At 40.6% G+C, this 18935-nt stretch carries 14 protein-coding genes and 1 tRNA gene; 10 read left to right on the top strand and 5 right to left on the bottom strand.

Annotated elements, in window-relative coordinates:
• Window positions 1–100 precede the first annotated feature (100 nt).
• Genes AACZ87_RS01495 through AACZ87_RS01480 form a run of 4 tightly spaced genes read right to left on the bottom strand, consistent with a single transcriptional unit; the run spans window position 101 to window position 6395 of the window.
• Complete coding sequence (locus AACZ87_RS01495; RefSeq protein ID WP_339864160.1) at window positions 101–3274, bottom strand: multidrug efflux RND transporter permease subunit; 3174 nt, start codon at window positions 3272–3274, stop codon at window positions 101–103.
• A 32-nt stretch (window positions 3275–3306) separates the two neighbouring features.
• The gene (locus AACZ87_RS01490) at window positions 3307–4422 is read right to left on the bottom strand and encodes an efflux RND transporter periplasmic adaptor subunit (protein ID WP_339864158.1); all 1116 of its coding nucleotides are present in this window, start codon (window positions 4420–4422) and stop codon (window positions 3307–3309) included.
• Window positions 4423–4451: 29 nt separating this feature from the next.
• Window positions 4452–5771: a TolC family protein gene (locus tag AACZ87_RS01485; protein WP_339864156.1), complete on the bottom strand. Its 1320-nt coding sequence runs from the start codon at window positions 5769–5771 to the stop codon at window positions 4452–4454.
• A 48-nt stretch (window positions 5772–5819) separates the two neighbouring features.
• Window positions 5820–6395, bottom strand: a complete 576-nt coding sequence (locus AACZ87_RS01480; protein WP_339864154.1) for a TetR/AcrR family transcriptional regulator — start codon at window positions 6393–6395, stop codon at window positions 5820–5822.
• A 223-nt stretch (window positions 6396–6618) separates the two neighbouring features.
• Between AACZ87_RS01480 and AACZ87_RS01475 the strand changes: the two genes are divergently transcribed.
• The 3 genes from AACZ87_RS01475 (at window position 6619) to AACZ87_RS01465 (ending at window position 8908) form a co-directional block, all read left to right on the top strand.
• Window positions 6619–6700 (top strand) — tRNA-Leu (locus AACZ87_RS01475).
• Between the two features lie 119 nt (window positions 6701–6819).
• A complete protein-coding gene (locus tag AACZ87_RS01470) occupies window positions 6820–7665 on the top strand; it encodes an alpha/beta hydrolase family protein (protein WP_339864152.1) in 846 nt (281 codons plus the stop codon).
• Between the two features lie 88 nt (window positions 7666–7753).
• On the top strand, window positions 7754–8908 hold the full coding sequence (locus AACZ87_RS01465; RefSeq protein WP_339864150.1) for a 1-acyl-sn-glycerol-3-phosphate acyltransferase: 1155 nt from the start codon (window positions 7754–7756) through the stop codon (window positions 8906–8908).
• Here AACZ87_RS01465 and AACZ87_RS01460 read toward each other — a convergent pair.
• A complete protein-coding gene (locus AACZ87_RS01460; RefSeq protein ID WP_339864148.1) occupies window positions 8883–10103 on the bottom strand; it encodes an ATP-binding protein in 1221 nt (406 codons plus the stop codon). The genes AACZ87_RS01465 and AACZ87_RS01460 overlap by 26 nt on opposite strands.
• Window positions 10104–10164: 61 nt before the next feature.
• Here AACZ87_RS01460 and AACZ87_RS01455 point away from each other — a divergent pair, with 61 nt between their 5' ends.
• The 7 genes from AACZ87_RS01455 (at window position 10165) to AACZ87_RS01425 (ending at window position 18935) form a co-directional block, all read left to right on the top strand.
• Window positions 10165–10800, top strand: coding sequence for a peptidylprolyl isomerase (locus AACZ87_RS01455; RefSeq protein WP_339864147.1), 636 nt, complete (start codon window positions 10165–10167; stop codon window positions 10798–10800).
• Between the two features lie 53 nt (window positions 10801–10853).
• A complete protein-coding gene (locus tag AACZ87_RS01450; RefSeq protein ID WP_339864145.1) occupies window positions 10854–13979 on the top strand; it encodes an AsmA-like C-terminal region-containing protein in 3126 nt (1041 codons plus the stop codon).
• A 21-nt stretch (window positions 13980–14000) separates the two neighbouring features.
• Complete coding sequence (locus AACZ87_RS01445) at window positions 14001–15080, top strand: Gfo/Idh/MocA family oxidoreductase (RefSeq protein ID WP_339864143.1); 1080 nt, start codon at window positions 14001–14003, stop codon at window positions 15078–15080.
• A 60-nt stretch (window positions 15081–15140) separates the two neighbouring features.
• Complete coding sequence (locus AACZ87_RS01440; protein ID WP_339864141.1) at window positions 15141–15899, top strand: SDR family oxidoreductase; 759 nt, start codon at window positions 15141–15143, stop codon at window positions 15897–15899.
• Window positions 15900–16080: 181 nt separating this feature from the next.
• On the top strand, window positions 16081–16941 hold the full coding sequence (locus AACZ87_RS01435) for a fumarylacetoacetate hydrolase family protein (protein WP_339864139.1): 861 nt from the start codon (window positions 16081–16083) through the stop codon (window positions 16939–16941).
• Window positions 16938–17786: an amidohydrolase family protein gene (locus AACZ87_RS01430; protein WP_339864137.1), complete on the top strand. Its 849-nt coding sequence runs from the start codon at window positions 16938–16940 to the stop codon at window positions 17784–17786. The genes AACZ87_RS01435 and AACZ87_RS01430 overlap by 4 nt, the downstream gene beginning before the upstream one ends.
• Before the next feature lie 150 nt (window positions 17787–17936).
• Window positions 17937–18935, top strand: a complete 999-nt coding sequence (locus AACZ87_RS01425) for a PDDEXK nuclease domain-containing protein (RefSeq protein WP_339864135.1) — start codon at window positions 17937–17939, stop codon at window positions 18933–18935.

The following is an 18935-nucleotide window of genomic DNA, read 5'->3' as shown; positions in this document are numbered from 1 at the left end:
CACGAAAACCTCCGTTCTCTCTGCGGTTAATCAAGAAAAATGCCCCCATCAAGCTCATCACTTTCTGGGGGCATTTGAATTAAGAAACCTACCGTACTACTTAATGATGCTCATGTTTGCTTGGATCATAATTAGCCTCAAGCTCTGCCAAGCCTTTTTTACCGTAAGCAATTTTAGTAATAACCACATACAGGACTGGCACAAAGAAGATCGCCAAGAAGGTAGCTGCAAGCATCCCTCCGATCACTGTAAAACCAATTGTCTGTCTTGCCACAGCACCTGCTCCATTGGAAATAGCCAAAGGAACAACCCCCAAAATAAAAGCTAAGGAAGTCATAATAATCGGACGAAGTCTCAATTTCACCGCTTCCAAAGTTGCCTGGAGTAGTGGCATTCCTACGTCAACACGTTCCTTGGCAAACTCCACAATCAAGATGGCATTTTTCGCCGCCAAACCAATCAGTGTAATCAAACCAATCTGTGCATAAATATTATTATCCAACTTCGGCAAGAAGTGAAGGGCGATGATCGCACCAAAAGCACCCAGTGGCAAAGCCAATAGAACTGAGAATGGTACGGACCAGCTTTCATACAAGGCTGCCAATAGCAAGGAAACCAACACAATCGCCAAGGCAAAAATCAGAATAGTACTACTTCCAGAGGAAAGTTCCTCTCTACTTAATCCAGAGAAATCATAGCCATAACCTGCAGGCAAGGTTTGCGCTGCCACTTCTTCCAAAGCTGCCAGTGCTTGTCCTGAACTATAGCCAGGTGCTGCATTACCATTGACTTCTGCAGAGCGGAATAAGTTGTAGTGAGAAATCACCGGAGCATTTTCCACCACCTCATAGCTAATCAACGCACTCAATGGCACCGATTCTCCTCCAGCACTTTTTACATAATACTGTTCTAAATTGTTTATTCCAGCTCTATAAGCAGTATCTGCCTGAGCCACCACCCGGAAATTACGCCCGTATCTGGTGAAGTCATTCACATAGGAACTTCCCATGTAATTCGACATAGTCGTAAAGATCTCTGTAAGTGGAACGCCCAATTTCTTAGCTTTCTCTCTATCCACAGTCACATGGTATCCAGGAGTCTTTGCGGTAAAGAAGCTATATGCCATTGCAATTTCCGGACGCTGATTGGCTGCTGCAAGGAACTGCCCAAGTGCTCCTTCAAACTCCTTGATATCTCCAATAGCAGAACGCTGCTCCAGCATAAAGCTAAAACCACCTGTACTACCCAAACCTGGAATCGCGGGTGGCGGAACTACCACAATGCTTCCTTCGGTAATAGCAGCAAACTTTTTGTTCAAGGTTGCCAACATCCCTCCAAGCTGTAGGGAAGGATCTTTTCTATCATCCCAAGGATCCATCTGCACAAAGAAAGTTGCGGCATTTGGCTTGAATGAGAAGTTAATCACGTTCAACCCACCTATACCTGTCACGTGGTTGATACCCTCAGTTTCCTCCAGAATGGCATTCATTTTTTGCATAACTGCCTGAGTTCTGTTACTCGCAGCACCTTCAGGAAGCTGAAGAGTCACATAAAGTCTTCCTTCATCCTCAGTAGGCAAGAAACCGGTTGGTTTGGTTTGGAAAAGCCCAAAAGTACCAGCGAAAATACAAACGAGTAAAATTAATACCAGCGGAGCTCTTTTGATACTAGCTCTCACCCCATTGGTATAGCTTCCAGTCGTACGCTCAAACCACAAGTTGAACTTGTAGAAGAACTTATTTAGTCCTTTACCATTTTCATTAACTTCAGAAGGTTTAAGGAGGAGAACACATAAAGCTGGAGTCAAACTCAAGGCTACAAATGCTGATAGCAAAACAGAGATCGCAATTGTGATAGCAAACTGCTGGTACATTCTACCTACAATACCTGGGATAAAACCTACCGGAATAAATACAGCCGCCAAAATCAATGCAATCGCAATAACCGGAGCTGTGATATCTTTCATTGCAAGACGTGTAGCTTCTTTCGCAGAAATCTTCTTAGAATCTATGTAATGCTGCACAGCCTCCACAACCACAATAGCATCATCCACCACAATACCGATTGCCAATACGAAACCAAATAGCGTCAGCGTATTGATCGTAAATCCGAGCAAAGGGAAGAAAATAAACGTACCAATGATGGAAACAGGAATTGCCAATACCGGAACCAAAGTAGCTCTCCAACTCTGCAAGAAAAGGAACACTACAATAATCACGAGAATCAATGCCTCCACAAACGTGTGCATCACCTCATTGATAGACACTTCCACTACAGATACCGATTCAAACGGAACTGTGTACTTCATATCTGTAGGGAAACTCTTTTGCAACTCATCCAATGCTGCGTATACACCTTCAGCCGTTTCTAAGGCGTTACTTCCCGGAGCCTGATAAACAAGCAAAATCGCTGCTTCTTCCCCATCCAGGGTAGAATATCTACCGTAGTCAAACTGTCCCAGTTCGATTCTAGCTACATCTTTCAAATACACCAAAGAACCGTCCTGAGGATTAGTTCTTAATACGATGTCGTCAAATTCCTCAGCTCTTTCCAGACGACCATTTACAGTAATCGGATATTCAAATGCCTGTGTATCGTATTGAGGCATACTTCCCACTGTACCTGCTGCTACTTGTAAGTTTTGTTCTTGAATGGCTGCAGTCACCTCGCGAGCAGTGATTCCGTATTGAGCGAGTTTATCAGGCTTCAGCCAAACACGCATACTGAAATCCTGACCGATCGCTGTAATATCACCTACACCGTTTACACGAAGAAGTGCATCTTTGATAAAGATGTTAGCGTAATTGGAGAGAAACTTAGAATCATGAGTTCCTTCTGGTGAAGTAATACTCAATACCATCATAATGGATGGATTCCTCTTTCTAACCGTTACCCCCAATCGACGCACAGCCTCCGGAAGAGAGGGTTCGGCGATGGACACTCTATTCTGTACATCCAGTGTCGCGATGTTAATGTCTGTCCCTACTTCAAAGGTGACGTTCATCTGCATCTGTCCCGTACTGGTGTTATTCGAGGAAATATAAGCCATCCCAGGAGTACCATTCACTTGGGTTTCTATGGGAGTAGCTACAGTCTGCTCCACCGTCTTTGCATCTGCACCCGTGTAGTTGGCTGACACCGATACTACCGGAGGCGTTATGTCAGGATACTGTGTAACGGGGAGATTTAATATAGCTAAAACACCGACCAGCACGATGACGATCGAAATCACCATTGCGGTTACTGGCCGTTTTATAAATACGTCTGATATCATTAGTAATTAATCAAGTCTTATTAAAAAACGATTTATTGGGCTGCAGTTTGTTCGGTGACCTGAGCTCCTTCACGAAGTTTTTGAATGCCAGTAACCACGATTTTGGCACCTTCCTGCACACCGCTTCTCACCACGACACTCTCTCCTATTTGTGACCCTAACTGTACATTTTGCTGCTTCACCGTATTATCAGGCTGGACTACATAGACAAAGTACTCACCCATCTGCTCAGTGACAGCTTTGTAAGGAATCACAACTTGCTCTCCGATATCTTCATTGAGCACCATCAAATTCACCGTCATCCCAGCGATCAGATCACGGTCAGGATTTGGGAATTGTACACGTAGATTGATCGTACCAGACTGTCTTCCTACTGCTCTGTCAATGGTAGTAAACTTGCCATTATATGGGTAAATAGATCCATCAGAGAACTTAATTCTAAATAAAGAATCAGGTTTTTCTTCTGCCTTTAACATTTTATTGAATCTTGGAATCTCACGTTCGTTTATTACAAAATTCAAAGACATAGGATCATTGGAAGAAAGGGTATTGAGCAAAGGTGCTCCTGGGGAAACCTGTGTACCCAATCTCACTTGGGAAATCCCAACCGTACCGTCAAATGGGGCTGTCAATACAGAATATCCAAAATCTGTCGAGGCCGATTCCAGCTGAGCTTTAGCAGAACTCAATTGGGCCTTGCCATTTAGGACTTCAGTTTGAGCATGATCCAATGTTTGCTTTGCGATAGCATCCTGCTCATCCAGTCTTTTGTATCGATCATAATCTTTTTCCAATCTAGCCAGATTTGCTTCAGCGCTTTCTACTAATGCCTGTGCCTGTTGTCTTGAAGCTGCGTATTTGCTTCGATCGATTTCGTATAGTCTCTGACCCTTTTTCACTTCTTGTCCATCCTGCACGTAGATGTTCGTGATATACCCACCGATTTGCGGACGGATCTCCACTTCGTTCAGGGGTACAAGTGTGGATGGATATTCATCCAGTCCTGTCACGGACTTTTTCACCAAAGTATAAGTAGTGACTGCAGTCGGAGGTGGAGCTTGCTGTGCCGCCTGCTGTTGCTTTTGACCGCAAGAGAATCCTGCTAAAATCAAGGCCGAAAAAGCTACAAGTTTGTATGATAAGTTCATTTGATATAAAATTTTAAAGGGGATTCTAATTAGTTGAGAGTTCCTAATGCTTTTTCCAGATCAAGCTTGTCTTCTAAAACCTGATAAAATGCATTGATGTGATTAATCTGGGCTGTTTGAAGATCGGTTTCTGCCACGACTAGTTCGACGTAAGCTTTGATACCTTCATCGTATTGCATTTTGATGATGTCATAAACTTCCTCTGCCATCACCATATTTTCCCGAATCAACTGCCATTCGTAGACACTACTGTTATAATCAGCCAGCGCTGTGGAATACTCTGTCTTGATCTGATTGCTAAGATTTTCTATTTCAACAATTCCACGCTCAACCTGAAGTTCAGCGGACTTTACTTGATGACGTCTTTTGCCTCCTTGGAAAATAGGAATTGCCAAATTCACTCCTACAGATGAAATCGGGTAAGCAGCAGCATACAGGTCTGAGAAATTCGAATTGAAATAATTCCAGTTGTATCTATAGTACGCGGACAATTCAGGTAGGTAATTCCACTTTTCATAGCTCGTCTGAATCTCATTCAGCGTCTGCTGAGTCTGCAAAAGTTGATACTCTATTCGATTCTCAAGGATGAGTGGATCAGCTGCTTCTTCGACTATGGAGCCTGCAGCATTCTGCATATCAAATTCAATGGTGAATTCTAAGCTATCCGGATAGCCCATCAATTGCTTCAAGTAATCGTACTTGGCTTCAAATGAATTCGCCACTCTATTTCGATCGCTTTTCACGTTTGTCAAAGCGATTGAAGCTCGCTGGTAATCTGTCTTATCCACCAAACCAGCGTCAAATCTGCTATAGGCATCTTTGTATTGCTTCTCCAGACGGTCTAGGTTTTGATCCAGGATTTTAATCTGCTCCTCAGATAGAAGAATAGAATAAAAAGCTTTACTTACGTCCACTACCGTATTGATCTTGGCATCTTCTATGACTTGAGCAAGTTGCTGGCGGTAGTATTTTGATGATTTGGAAGCGAATAACTGGTCTCTATTGAACAGCGTCTGATCTGCCTGAAGCAAAACATTCGAGTTATACTTCTGACCAAAAGTGATCAACTGATCACCGATAATTTGCTGCTGAAGCTTAATATTATAAGCACCGGCCGCAGAGGCAGTGATCTGAGGATACCAATTTGCCAAATTTGTCTTGATATCCTGATCTCCTATTTCCTGATCAATCTGTGCCTGTCGGATAATCGGACTCTGAACAAGGGCATATTCGACCACTTGATCCAAAGTCAACGTACCTTGAGGCACTTCACTTTCTTCCTGACTGAAGGCGGATTTTGACAAGAGTAAAATACTCAGTCCGACCAACAGTAAACGTTTTTTGAACATGTGTGTAATAAATTAATTGGTTTAGATTGAAAAAAGGTCTTTGGGTTACTAAGTCTTGATACCATCCCAGATTAAGTGGGATATTTCATCCAGCTCCATGTTGTTTCTGGCAAGCTTCTTTTTAAAATTCTTCTTGATACGTACTATAGAATTCACGTTTGTATTCACCAAAATAGAAAGTACGATAGGGTTTAATTCCTTAATTTCTCCCAGCTTTATTCCTTCTTCGAAAAAAGCATAAGCGAAATCAAGCCATGCATTGGGTTTATGTTGTATCTCTTCTGAATTGAATGGAGAATTTAAAAACTGATCATAAAATCCATAAGCAGAAGGGTTTAGCTCATAAAAATCGGTTAAATTTTTCCAATAATTATAAAATCTGTCTTTAAATGTCAGAGAAGCATCATCACGCTCCGCCACATATTTTTTGATCTCTTCGGCTACGTACTCGTATATTCCAATTATCAGTGAATCCTTATTTTCAAAATAAGTATAGATCGTGCCAGCAGCTACTCCCGCATTCTTAGCGACCATACTCACAGGGCAACCATGGAAGCCGTGTTCTTGGATCAAATCGAGGGCACTTTGAATAATACATTTCTTTTTATCTAATAAACTATGCATGGATCTTCGGACTGAATGAACGTTCAATCACAAAGCTGATTCAAAAGTTCCAGCCTTCATGAAAAAAATTTAGAAATTTTAAGAAAGGCTACAATTCTTGAAGTTCCTCGAAATTAAATCCATTGAAAATGAATGCTTTCTATCACTTTTCTACTTTTTGTTACTTGAGAAGTCCTTATTTAATCCAAGATTCACTAACATTGCATCCCAATAGCAAACAGCTGCGGATGTGGCGAAATTGGTAGACGCACTAGACTTAGGATCTAGCGCCGCGAGGCATGGGGGTTCGAGTCCCTCTATCCGCACTAAAACCTCTCAGAATTATCTGGGAGGTTTTTTAATTTTTACCCTTTGCTAATTGCAATGATATTCTATACAAGAATTCCTATTTTGTGATCTCGCAACACCCAAATCACCTTTTCTTATGAGAAAATTTCTTATCCTATTATGCCTATTACCATGCTTTGCATTTGCTCAAGCTAAGGTAGATACCATCGAAGTCCACAGCAAAGTCATGGACAAAATGCTTAAAGCTGCGGTAACGACACCATCTACTTATGATGGTAGCAGTCGATTTCCTACTTTGTATTTATTGCATGGGGGAAGTGGAGCTTTCAGTGATTGGCATCAGAAGGTAACTGAGCCAGGACTGGTCAATCGTATGGCAGAACAGTATAACGTGATAATAGTCACACCAGGAGTCGGGCCTTCTAGCTATTACTTCGATAGTCCGATAATGGATTCAGTCCAATACGAGACTTACATCACGGCTGAATTAATCCCTCATATCGACAAAACCTACCTGACTTTGGCCAAGAAAGAATCAAGAGCCATCACTGGTCTTTCGATGGGTGGACATGGCGCAATTATGCTTAGCGCAAAGCACCCAGAATTGTTCATCGCAGCTACAAGCATGAGTGGAGTGATGAACATCGATACCCGCTTATGGAAAGTTCCTGCCGAATTCAGCAAACTTCGAGAGGGTCAGCAAAAGGAAATGTTGGGGCAAGATTTAAGCTATGATTCGCCTTTTAGTACATACACAGCGGTAGGTTTGGTAGATAAGATGAAAGCAAATGGAATCGCACTATTAATCGATACTGGAGTGGATGATTTCTTACTGGAAACCAACAGACAAATGCACCAATTACTCTTAGAAAACGGAACACCTCATGACTATACTGAGAGACCTGGAGCACATACTTGGGAGTATTGGACAGATGCTCTACCCTTCCATTTACTCTTTGTAGATAAGCATCTCGTTCGTTAGTTTAAGCATTTATTAACGTTGATCTATGTAAATTAGCTTAGAATTCTGAGCTAAAATTTGCTCTTTGCAGACCACCCAAACGATAATTATGTCTCAATTTGATTCGATCAGGCCATTTTATGACGTAGAAGCCAATGCTGCAATCCGCAAGATTGTAGACGATCCTATGCTGGAAGCCATGATGAGTTTCACTTTTCCAAATGATACAAAAGAACATTGGAAAGACTTAATGGTGCATACCCATTCCTTACGTGACTTTCAGGTGAATTTTATTTACCCTGGGGTTCAAAAAGTTATAGAGAAAAGCTCTGACGGGTTAAGTACGGGCGGTTTTGAGCAATTGCAACCTAATACCGCTTACCTGTTTATCTCTAATCACAGAGACATCATTTTAGATACTTCACTTTTAAACTCCTGTCTCTACGAAAACAGTCTAATTCTCACGACTTCTGCCATTGGTGATAATTTGATCCAAAAGCCCTTTTTACATACACTTTCTAGACTAAACAGAAACTTTGCTATCAAGCGCGGGCTCCAAGGAAGAGCGTTGCTTGAAAGTTCGCAAATGGCCTCTGCCTACATAAAAAAATCTTTATTGACTGAAAATAGATCAGTCTGGACTGCTCAGCGGGAAGGAAGAACGAAAGATGGCAATGATGCGACACATCGTGGGGTTCTGAAAATGCTAACACTTTCAGAAGAAGGTGCAAATCCTTTTGGGTATTTTGAGAAAATCAAGGTGGTACCAATTTCTATTTCATACGAGTACGATCCTACCGATGTCCTGAAAATGCCAGAATGGCTTGCCAAATCCCGAGATGAAAAATACATCAAAAGTGCGAATGAGGATTTCATGAACTTGCTTCGTGGAATCATGGGTACCAAAAAACGCATCCATCTTCAAGTGAATGGCCTTCTGGATAAGGAAATTCAGGAAATCGCGAAAATGGAAATTAGTCAGCCTGACAAACTCAGTAGACTGGCTGAAACTGTAGATCAAAAAATCTGGGCAGGATATAAGCTTTGGCCTAGCAATTATATCGCCCATGATTTACTTTATGGTGACAATGAATATGTGGATTTCTACTCTAAAGAGGAGAAAAGTTCCTTTGAAAGGCGAATGAATGAAAAAGTGAATATGAAGAATGAGTTTCTCGTAAAAAGCTTTTTGGCAATGTATGCCAATCCTGTCAACAATCAGAAGGCAGCCTTAACTGTCAATTCACCTTCATCGAAATCTTAAATTTAGTTCCTTGACCCAATTCAGAGTCAATGTCCATGGATCCATCCTGTTGATTTACGAGCTGCTTCACGAGGTTTAGCCCTAATCCATATCCAATCTCCCCTCTGGTCCCATGATTAGTAGATGTCCCATCTTCTAGGATTTCAGAGACTTTGGAAGCTGTCATCCCCATGCCATTATCCTCTACTATCAACTCCAGCACTAGATCCAACTCATTTCTTTTCAACCTCATAATTACCAAAATTTCTCCTCCCGATTTTGTGAATTTGATTGAATTGGAAAGTAAATTCCCTAAAATCTGCAACACATATAGCTTTGAAAAAGACTCAAATTGATTTGTCTTATCAACTCTGACTTGAAGACCAATTTGCTTTACTTTCACCTGAGGAGCAAGAAGTCGCTCGATGGTTTCTTTTAGTTTAACAAGATTAGTTTCTCCTTCTTTCAATTCTCGAGTTCGATTAGAATTGGCATCAAAATCATTGGTTAGAATGTCTTTTGAAAGATCAAGCAAGGATTCGCTACTATGCTTGATCATTTCAGTGTATTCTAAAACTTCTTCTCGAGTGACTTCATTTTCATCATCCAAAATTAATTCTGAAAGCCCAATTATTCCTCCAATTGGGCCACGAATATCATGTGCCAATTTCTTTTGACTCAATTCTGATTCTTTAAGTTTGTTTTTCAGGTTCGATACTAGATTATTAACTCTCAACCTATCTACAATCTGCCTAGCTATCAATTTCAGCACTTCTTTGGCATCAGCAGAAAGATGCTTCAATTGGCTATCCATCACACACAGCGCACCAAGATTATAGCCTTCAGGAGAAGTAAGTGGCACTCCCATATAGTATCGTAAATTGGGCGAGCCTTTTACGTAGAATTTATTCTTAAATCTATCATCTAAGGTCAAATCCTCTACTTCAAACCCTGTATCGGGATTAGAACTGATAGTAAATTGACAAACAGAATCTTCACGAGGCATTTGAGTAATTTCTATGCCATAGGAAGATACACTCCACTGAGTAAAAGAGTCTATTAAGTTAACAAGAGATATCTCAGTACCTGAAATTTTGGCAGCAAGTTCAGTGAGAAAATCCAAGCCTTGCTTAGGCTGATAATAGTCAATCCCAAGATTGCTTAATGCCAATAATCTATCTAATTCATTCTCATGTACTGAGGATATTTGATTCATTTCACTAGTTTTAATTCTCCTGATACAAAAAATCCTTATTTCATTTTCCTATCCAAACGAAATGGCAATTACTTTTAAAATTTTGACCTACATACGCGAAAACTCAAAATCGAGATCTCTCACAGCACTTATCTTTCTATCAATCAGTCTTTTTATAATCCCATCCATTCAGACTTTTGCACAAGAAAATACAGAAACTGTACCTATCGGCCAAATACTTACACCTTATGGAGAGATCTTAATTCGGCTTGATGACCGCACACCAAATCACAAGGAAAGCTTCATTGAGTTGGCGAATGCAGGCTACTGGGATTCTCTAACTTTTAATCGTGTCATTCCGAATTTTGTAGCTCAAGGAGGATGCCCAGATACCGAGGAAGGATTTACGGATCCCGAATATCTTTTAGAGCCTGAGTTTGTCCCAGAACTAACCCATGTTTATGGAGCTGTAGGTGCTGGACGGGATGATAATCCCGGGAAATTATCGGCAAGGTGTCAATTCTATATAGTCCAAAATCCCGAAGGACTACATAGATTGGATGGAGACTACACTATTTTTGGACATGTGATCAAGGGGATGAGTGTGATTGAACAAATCGTCCGTGTCAAGCGGGATAGTACTGACGAGCCGATCAACCATGTAACCTTATCTGTGAAAATTATCGAATTGGGTAGAGCTGAAGTTGAAAAAAATTGAAAGGCATCAAGTAAATTAGTTTCTAAACCTGCCACCTAATCCTTAGATTTTAAATGAAAGAGCCTTTTTATAAAAGGAAAGCAGTCAAGTTCATCTTAGGTTTTCTAGGGTTGCTACTCATTTTTCTACTCACTTTTCCCCTACTTTTCAAAGATAAGCTTCAGCTGGAACTTCAGAAATTGCTGGATGAGCAGTTGCAAACTGAGGTTCATTTCTCTGAAGTTGGTGTAACGTTCTTTAGTCATTTCCCCTCATTGACGATCACTATGGATGAACTATTCATAGCAGGATCGGCACCTTTTGAGCAGGACACGTTGCTCTATACCAAGCAGCTAGACCTTGGTGTGAATATTCCCTCGCTTTTTTCGGACAATTATAAAGTTGACGAGCTATACTTAAATGAGGCTGTTATTAAGATTTTGAGAGATAATAAAGGTTTATCCAATTTTGATATCCTAACCCCATCTTCGGACAGTACAGCGGCAGACACTTCTTCCGGTAATCTGGAGTTGGAGATAGAAGGTTTCTTCCTGAAAAACAGTCATTTCCTCTATCAAGACACGTCGCTGGACATGATCTGTGAAGCTAGGGGTATTGACTATAAAGGCGGTGGTGACCTTGCTGATGATATTCTTTCACTAGGCAGTGATTTAGAAATTCAAGAGTTCAGATTAATCTATGAACACTTCGCAATTTTTGATAGAAATCGGGTATCAGCCAGTCTTCAGACACTAATCAACACAGAATCTACAGAATTAACTTTCGTCAGAAACGAACTAAAAATCAATGAATTACCCGTTAATTTCGTAGGAAAACTTGAATTTCTGGAAGGTGGTTATGACATGAATTTTGTGTTGGAATCATTCGATGCCAATTTGAAAGACATGCTTTCGGTGATTCCGCCAGATCTGATGCCCGACTATGGGAAAACTGAGATCCGAGGGAAAGGAGATATTGTCGGCTCATTTCAAGGTCTCTATCTACCTGATGAAAAGCAAATGCCGGCGCTCGTTATGAATCTGCAGGTTCGAGATGGATATTTGGAACATAAGTCTGCCTCCACTCCCATCGAAAACCTGCGTCTGAGCCTGAATGTGATGGTACCAAAACTGGATCCTGATCTCACACGAATTGACGTTGACAGCATAGGATTTTCACTTGGGGAAGGCTTTTTAAAAGGAAATATGCACCTAGCAGAATTCAATCGAATGAAGTTGAATTCTGACCTAGAAGCCAAATTGGATCTAGGATTATTGAACGAAGCGCTAGGGACAGCGTCGGTTGACTTCCGCGGAATTCTAGACCTCAATCTGAAATCAAGAGGTTTCTATATTACTTCGAAAGACCCAAAAAGTCTACGAGAACCTAAATACATCACGAGTAGCATCCCGGTTTTTTCTTTATCAGCAGGACTTTCTGATGGATATTTCAAATGGGCAGAACTTCCTGAAGCCATTAAGGACATCTCGATTGACCTCTCAATTTCAACTCCCGACAGTTTGCCAGAGCATATAGGAGTTGATTTCAAAAAGATTCATTTTCAGGTTTTGGATCAGGTGACAGATGGCTATTTAGCCTATAATTTAAATCTCGACCAAGCAGTTGACGGCAAAATCAAAAGCGCCTTCAACCTTGCCGATATCCCTAAATTCTATCCCCTTGACTCAGGCTATCAACTTAGAGGGATCATCAACATGGATCTTATGGCGAAAGGAAACTTTGATGAAAGCCAAAAAACCATACCGATTATTGACGCTAATTTCAGTCTAAAGGATGGCTACATTCAAACTCCATATCACCCCGAAGCTATCAAAGATCTTTCAATGGTTCTGACCATGAAAAGCAGTAGCACTTCTTACTCTGATCTGAAATTTGAGGTGGAACCCATTCAATTCAACTTTGCAAACAATCCATTTACGCTCACTGCAAATCTTGAAAATCTTGACGATATCCGATATGATTTAAATTCAAAAGGACGGCTTGAATTAGGGGAATTATATCAAGTGTTCGGACCTACAGACATGTCTGTTGATGGGTATTTGATTACTGATGTGACTCTCAAAGGATTACAAAGCGATGCGATGAATGGAAGAATACAAAACCTTCAAAATCAAGGGACTATAGAAGTAGAAAAAATCTCAGTCCGTACCCAACTCCTTCCTCAGCCATTACGATTGGAAAAGGGAAATCTAGAATTTAACCAAGACAAAATAAGCTTTGAGAATTTCCTTTTTGGCTATGAAAAAAATGAAATAAAAGCTGACGGATACTTGAGTAATTATATGGGTTATCTGACTAGTCCTGATCAGCTTTTAAAAGGAAATCTTGAATTCACTTCTTCATTTATCAACCTGGACGATTTCGCTTTTTTCGGGGAAAGTAATGAAGTGGAAATTGACAGCCTTGGGGAAGTTTCCGGAGTCATCGTCCCTCCTTTGAATATGGATGTCACCGTAAAAGCAAAAGTAGATTCTATGAAATTTGGAGAGCTTAGGCTTCACAATTTTGATGGAGAAATAAATACAAAACCAGGTCAGCTCACCTTAAACAAAACTAGATTTGAGATCATTGGTGCTACAGTGGAAATGACAGGAACATATATGGCCTCCACTCCCTATTCCGCAAATTTTGATTATCAGATTAATGCAAAAGAATTTGATATCCATCGCGCATATGAGGAAATTCCACTTTTCAGAGAAATGGCTTCTTTCGCAGAATATGCCAGTGGCCAGGCTTCTCTGAATTATGAGTTGGCTGGCAGGCTTGATGCAAATATGGAACCCGTGCTTCCTTCGATTACAGGAGAGGGGACTTTAGGGCTGAAAGCCATCAAACTGAAGGGGTTCAAGCTTATGAATTCTATAGCCAAAGAAACTGAAAATAATGAGCTCGAAGATCCTGACCTGAATGATGTTGAAATCTATACAAGTATTGCTAATAACTTAATGACAATTCCTCGCACCAAAATGAGAATCGCCGGGTTCCGTCCTCGGTTTGAAGGGCAAGTTAGTTTGGATGGCGACATGAGTATAGGATTCCGGCTCGGATTACCTCCTCTTGGGATTTTTGGAATACCAATCAAAATCACCGGAAATGCTGAGGACTATAACATGCAGGTGGGAAAAGTTTCCAAAGAAGATGAATTGGAAGAGGTTATAGACGAAAAAGTAAATCAATAATAAAAGTAAGACCCAAAATAAATGAGTACAAAAACACCATTACGAATACTAGTAGTTGGCTGCGGAAATATGGGGATAGCTCACGCTTCTGCATACCACAATTTTTCTGAATTCGAAATTTGCGGTCTTGTTTCCCGCGGCAGTTCCAAAAACAAACTCAACGAGAAACTTCAAGCTAATTACCCACTTTTTCCAGATTTCGACGAAGCCCTATCACAGTCCAAACCTGATGCAGTTTGCATTTCTACTTATCCCGATACGCATGAAGACTTTGCTATAAAATCTTTGGAAGCTGGATGTCATGTTTTCATTGAAAAACCACTTGCTGATACTATCGAAGGCTGCGAGCGGATTATTGCAAAAGCTAAGGAAGTGGACAAAAAAGTAGTCGTGGGTTATATTTTGAGACATCACCCATCTTGGATTAGGTTCATTGACGAAGCTAAAATGCTTGGAAAGCCGCTTGTAATCCGGATGAATCTCAATCAGCAAAGTCAAGGCTACATGTGGGATGTGCATCGAAATCTAATGAAAAGCCTCAGTCCTATCGTGGATTGCGGAGTGCACTACATCGATGTGATGTGTCAGATGACTCGATCAAAACCCATATCTGTATCCGCCATCGGCGCAAGACTCACAGACGACATTTCGAAAGATAATTACAACTACGGCCAACTCCAGATTCGCTTCGAAGATGGTTCTGTAGGTTGGTACGAAGCTGGCTGGGGACCGATGGTGAGCGAGACAGCCTTCTTTGTGAAGGACGTTTTTGGTCCAAATGGCGCTGTCTCCATTACTGCAAAAGATGCCGGAGCTAGTGGTCAATCAGACAATGTAGATTCCCACACTAAAACAGAATCTATCCGGGTTCATCATGCGGCAATTGATTCTGAAAATAAATTTATTAGGCCAGATGAGTGGATAGACATGAAAGATGAACCAGATCATCAAGAACTCTGCAACCGAGAGCAGCGCTTTTTCCTCAAAGCAATTCTGGAAAACAATTCTTTAGATGATCACTTGGAAGATGCACTCAACAGTCTAAAAATAGCGTTCGCCTGCGATGAATCAGTCAAAACCGGCGAAACAGTTAAATTATAATCTATGGAAAATATTTTGGGAGTCTAGGTCAAAGACCCTAATTTCCGTTTTGCTTTAATTATGGAAAATAAAACAGTACTTATTACAGGCGGTGCATCCGGAATCGGACTCGCCATGGTTCAGCTTTTTGCAGCCAAAAAAACCAAAGTTTACTTTATAGACATTAATCCGGAGATCGGAGAAAAAGTAGCTCAGGAAGAGCGAGAAAAGGGTCTTGATGTCACCTTTCTGTGCGGCAGCGTAGCAGATCCTGCAGAAACTGAAAATCTAATTCAATCAATTCCAGGTAAGATTGATACCTTGATTAATAATGCTGGTGTATCGCACATTGGCAAAGTAGAGACCACATCTCCTGAAGACTTCGACAGAGTTTTTCAGGTAAATGTGAAAGGCATGTTTAACTGCATCAAGGCAGCTCTTCCAAAGCTTAAAGAAAACGGCGGTGGATCAATTTTGAACATGGCTTCAGTGGCTGCTACGATAGGTATTCCTGATCGTTTTGCATATAGCATGACCAAAGGCGCGGCACTTTCCATGACATTAAGTGTGGCAAGAGACTACGTTGCTGATGGGATTCGTTGCAATTGTCTTTCTCCGGGACGTGTACATACGCCGTTTGTGGATGGATTTTTGGCAAAAAACTATCCAGGTCAGGAGAAGGAAATGTTTGAAAAACTTGCAGCTACTCAGCCGATAGGAAGAATGGCTACACCTTCAGAAATCGCAGAACTTGCCTATTTTGTGAGTTCAGAAACTGGAAGCTTCATCACAGGAACAAATATTCCAATTGATGGAGGTTTCTTAGGATTGAAAATGTAAAAAGCCCGATGTCCGATGCTGGATGTCGGATGCTTGATCGGAATTCAATTGACGAGTAGAGATAAAACTAAAAAGCTATCTTAATACCTCATTTCGATCCTATACTTTAATTTCTTGATTCTTGACTCTAGCATCTTGAATCTAAATACTTAATACTAAAATCTAAATACTTGATACTAATATGAAACTTATACGATTCGGCGAAGCCGGCAAAGAACAACCAGGCATACAAGACGAAAATGGTAAATATTTGGACTGCTCAGGGTTCAATGAAGACTGGAACGAAGATTTTTTCACGAACAACGGAATTGCAAGACTTGAAGAATGGTTGGACGCGAATCAGAAGAATTTAAATGAAATCCCTGCTGGTTCCCGCTTAGGCTCGCCAATCGCCAGACCTTCTAAAATTATTTGCATAGGCCTAAACTATCGTAAGCATGCAATCGAATCTGGCATGGCAGTTCCTGAAGTTCCTATCATTTTTATGAAAGCTACTTCTTCACTTTGTGGTCCTTTTGATAATATTTTGATTCCGAAGAATTCGGTAAAAACTGACTGGGAAGTGGAATTGGCTGTGGTGATCGGCAAGCGGGCGAAATATGTAAGCAAAGAAAATGCAATGGAATACGTGGCAGGATACTGTGTTCACAATGATGTCTCAGAGCGTGATTTCCAATTACATCATGGAGGACAGTGGGTGAAAGGAAAGAGTGCTGATAACTTCGCTCCTCTTGGGCCAGTTTTGGTCACCAAAACTGAGATTGAAGATCCGCATAACTTGAGACTTTGGTTGAAACTGAACGGGAAAATGCTTCAGGACAGCAACACGTCAGATTTGGTTTTTGATATTCCTGAATTGATCGAGCACCTGAGTCAGTACATGACATTATTACCTGGAGACGTGATTTCTACAGGAACTCCAGCTGGCGTTGGCCTTGGATTGACCCCTCCTACTTACCTGAAAGAAGGTGATGTAGTAGAACTAGGCATCGAAGGGCTTGGTGAAGCCAAGCAAATAGCAATCAACGACCCAGAAGCATGAGACTGGATTCCCACCAGCATTTCTGGAAATACAATCCCCAAAAGCACTCCTGGATCACCGACGACATGAAGGTGATCCAGCGTGACTTTCTTCCTAATGACCTATTCCCGATTTTAGCAGAGCATAAGATTGACGGTTGCGTCGCTGTACAGGCAGATGAAAGTTTCAGAGAAACTGCCTTTCTATGTGATTTGGCAGAAGAATATGAACAAATCAAAGCTGTCGTGGGGTGGGTAGACTTGGGTTCTGATGATGTAGATAAGGATTTGGATCAGTTTGCTTCGCAAAAAAAGCTAAAGGGCTACCGGGAAGTCCTCCAGTCAAAACCAGTGGAATACATGCTTCGAAAGGAGTTTATCCGTGGTATTGAAAAAATTGGAAAGCGGGGTTATACTTACGATATCCTGATTTTTCACAATCAATTGGAAGCTGCATTGCAGTTTGTGAAAAAAGCGCCGGAACAGCCTTTCGTTATCGACCACATCGCCAAGCCAAATATCAAATTGGGTATTTGGAGAGAGTGGAAAAAGGAAATGACTCCACTTGCGGAGCGGGATTATATTTTCTGTAAAGTATCTGGCATGGTCACCGAAGCTGATTGGAAAAAGTGGACAGCTTCTGAACTTCAAGTTTATCTGGATGTAGTCCTCGAACTATTTGGTCCAAAGCGCCTGATGTTTGGAAGTGATTGGCCAGTTTGTAAGATTGCAGGAGAATATGAGCAGGTTCTGGAAGTCATCGAGAGATTCACCGATAAACTTTACAAGACCGAGAAAGAAGCAATTATGGGAAATACTGCTGCTGAGTTTTATGGGATTTCTGCTATGCCAAAGCCGGAAGAGTAATTTTAATTATTTGAAAAAGAAATAGCTTCACATTCTGATTCGTTTTGCCGTAGTTTTTTTCAAATTATCAAATTTTCGTGACACTGGTTCTACTAATGTTTGACCATATTTATTATGCTAATCTAGTTATACACAGTCTGAAGCTATATTATGAAAGACAAGGAAATGCTGCTGTTTCAGGATTTGGCAGACATTATTGAAAATGGTAAAAGAGAAATCACTGCTCAAGTTAACAGCACACTTACCCTTGTTTACTGGCAAGTTGGATTTAAAATAAACACCTATATTCTAGAAAATAAGCGAGCAGAATATGGCAAGGAGATGATCCTTAAAGTAGCTGGTCAATTAGCAAATGCATACGGGAAGTCTTTTCAGGAAAAAAACCTTCGCAGAATGATGCAGTTTGCGGAAACCTTTCCGAATTTTCAGATTGTCGTGACAGTGTCACGACAATTGAGCTGGTCACATTTTATAGCACTAATTCCCTTAAAAAGCCCATCGGCTATAGATTTTTATATAAAAAAAATATCAGAAGAAAAGTGGAGCATTAGACAATTAAGAAATCAAATAGAAAGAAAGGCCTTTGAGCGAAAAGAAATCGCACAAATCCAATTTTCGGAGACTGATTTAGAAATACAAACAAGTTTTAAAGACCCCTATTTTTTGGATTTTCTAGGCTTAAAAGAAGGTTATTTGGAGAATGATTTAGAAGGAGCAATTCTGAAGGAATTAGAGCATTTCATATTAGAGCTAGGTAAGGGGTTTGCTTTTGTAGAAAGACAAAAACGAATTATACTGGATGGTGTAGATTTTTATATTGACTTGTTATTTTTTCATAGAAAACTGAAGCGTCTCGTAGCTATTGAGTTAAAACTCAACAAATTTAAGCCTGCCTACAAAGGACAAATGGAGCTCTATCTAAAATGGCTCAATAAATACGAAAAACAAGAAGGTGAAAACCCTCCGATAGGATTGATACTATGTGCCGAAAAAAGTAATGAGCAAATAGAATTGCTTGAAATGGGAAAAGACGGAATAATGGTAGCCGAATACTGGACAGAATTACCGCCTAAAAGTGAACTAGAAGCAAAATTGCATCAAGTATTAATAGAAGCCAAAGCAAGAATAGAACATAAGAAATTATTATAA

Origin of the sequence: uncultured Algoriphagus sp., assembly GCF_963974365.1 — a bacterium.
Lineage (GTDB): Bacteria > Bacteroidota > Bacteroidia > Cytophagales > Cyclobacteriaceae > Algoriphagus.
Note: the sequence above shows the minus strand (reverse complement) of the source record. Positions and strands in the feature narration are given on the sequence as shown.

Bases quoted from the DNA above. Each gene is read 5' to 3' on its own strand.
- AACZ87_RS01495 (WP_339864160.1), bottom strand. From the start codon at position 3,274: ATGATATCAGACGTATTTATAAAACGGCCAGTAACCGCAATGGTGATT.
- AACZ87_RS01490 (WP_339864158.1), bottom strand. From the start codon at position 4,422: ATGAACTTATCATACAAACTTGTAGCTTTTTCGGCCTTGATTTTAGCA.
- AACZ87_RS01485 (WP_339864156.1), bottom strand. From the start codon at position 5,771: ATGTTCAAAAAACGTTTACTGTTGGTCGGACTGAGTATTTTACTCTTG.
- AACZ87_RS01480 (WP_339864154.1), bottom strand. From the start codon at position 6,395: ATGCATAGTTTATTAGATAAAAAGAAATGTATTATTCAAAGTGCCCTC.
- AACZ87_RS01470 (WP_339864152.1), top strand. From the start codon at position 6,820: ATGAGAAAATTTCTTATCCTATTATGCCTATTACCATGCTTTGCATTT.
- AACZ87_RS01465 (WP_339864150.1), top strand. From the start codon at position 7,754: ATGTCTCAATTTGATTCGATCAGGCCATTTTATGACGTAGAAGCCAAT.
- AACZ87_RS01460 (WP_339864148.1), bottom strand. From the start codon at position 10,103: ATGAATCAAATATCCTCAGTACATGAGAATGAATTAGATAGATTATTG.
- AACZ87_RS01455 (WP_339864147.1), top strand. From the start codon at position 10,165: ATGGCAATTACTTTTAAAATTTTGACCTACATACGCGAAAACTCAAAA.
- AACZ87_RS01450 (WP_339864145.1), top strand. From the start codon at position 10,854: ATGAAAGAGCCTTTTTATAAAAGGAAAGCAGTCAAGTTCATCTTAGGT.
- AACZ87_RS01445 (WP_339864143.1), top strand. From the start codon at position 14,001: ATGAGTACAAAAACACCATTACGAATACTAGTAGTTGGCTGCGGAAAT.
- AACZ87_RS01440 (WP_339864141.1), top strand. From the start codon at position 15,141: ATGGAAAATAAAACAGTACTTATTACAGGCGGTGCATCCGGAATCGGA.
- AACZ87_RS01435 (WP_339864139.1), top strand. From the start codon at position 16,081: ATGAAACTTATACGATTCGGCGAAGCCGGCAAAGAACAACCAGGCATA.
- AACZ87_RS01430 (WP_339864137.1), top strand. From the start codon at position 16,938: ATGAGACTGGATTCCCACCAGCATTTCTGGAAATACAATCCCCAAAAG.
- AACZ87_RS01425 (WP_339864135.1), top strand. From the start codon at position 17,937: ATGAAAGACAAGGAAATGCTGCTGTTTCAGGATTTGGCAGACATTATT.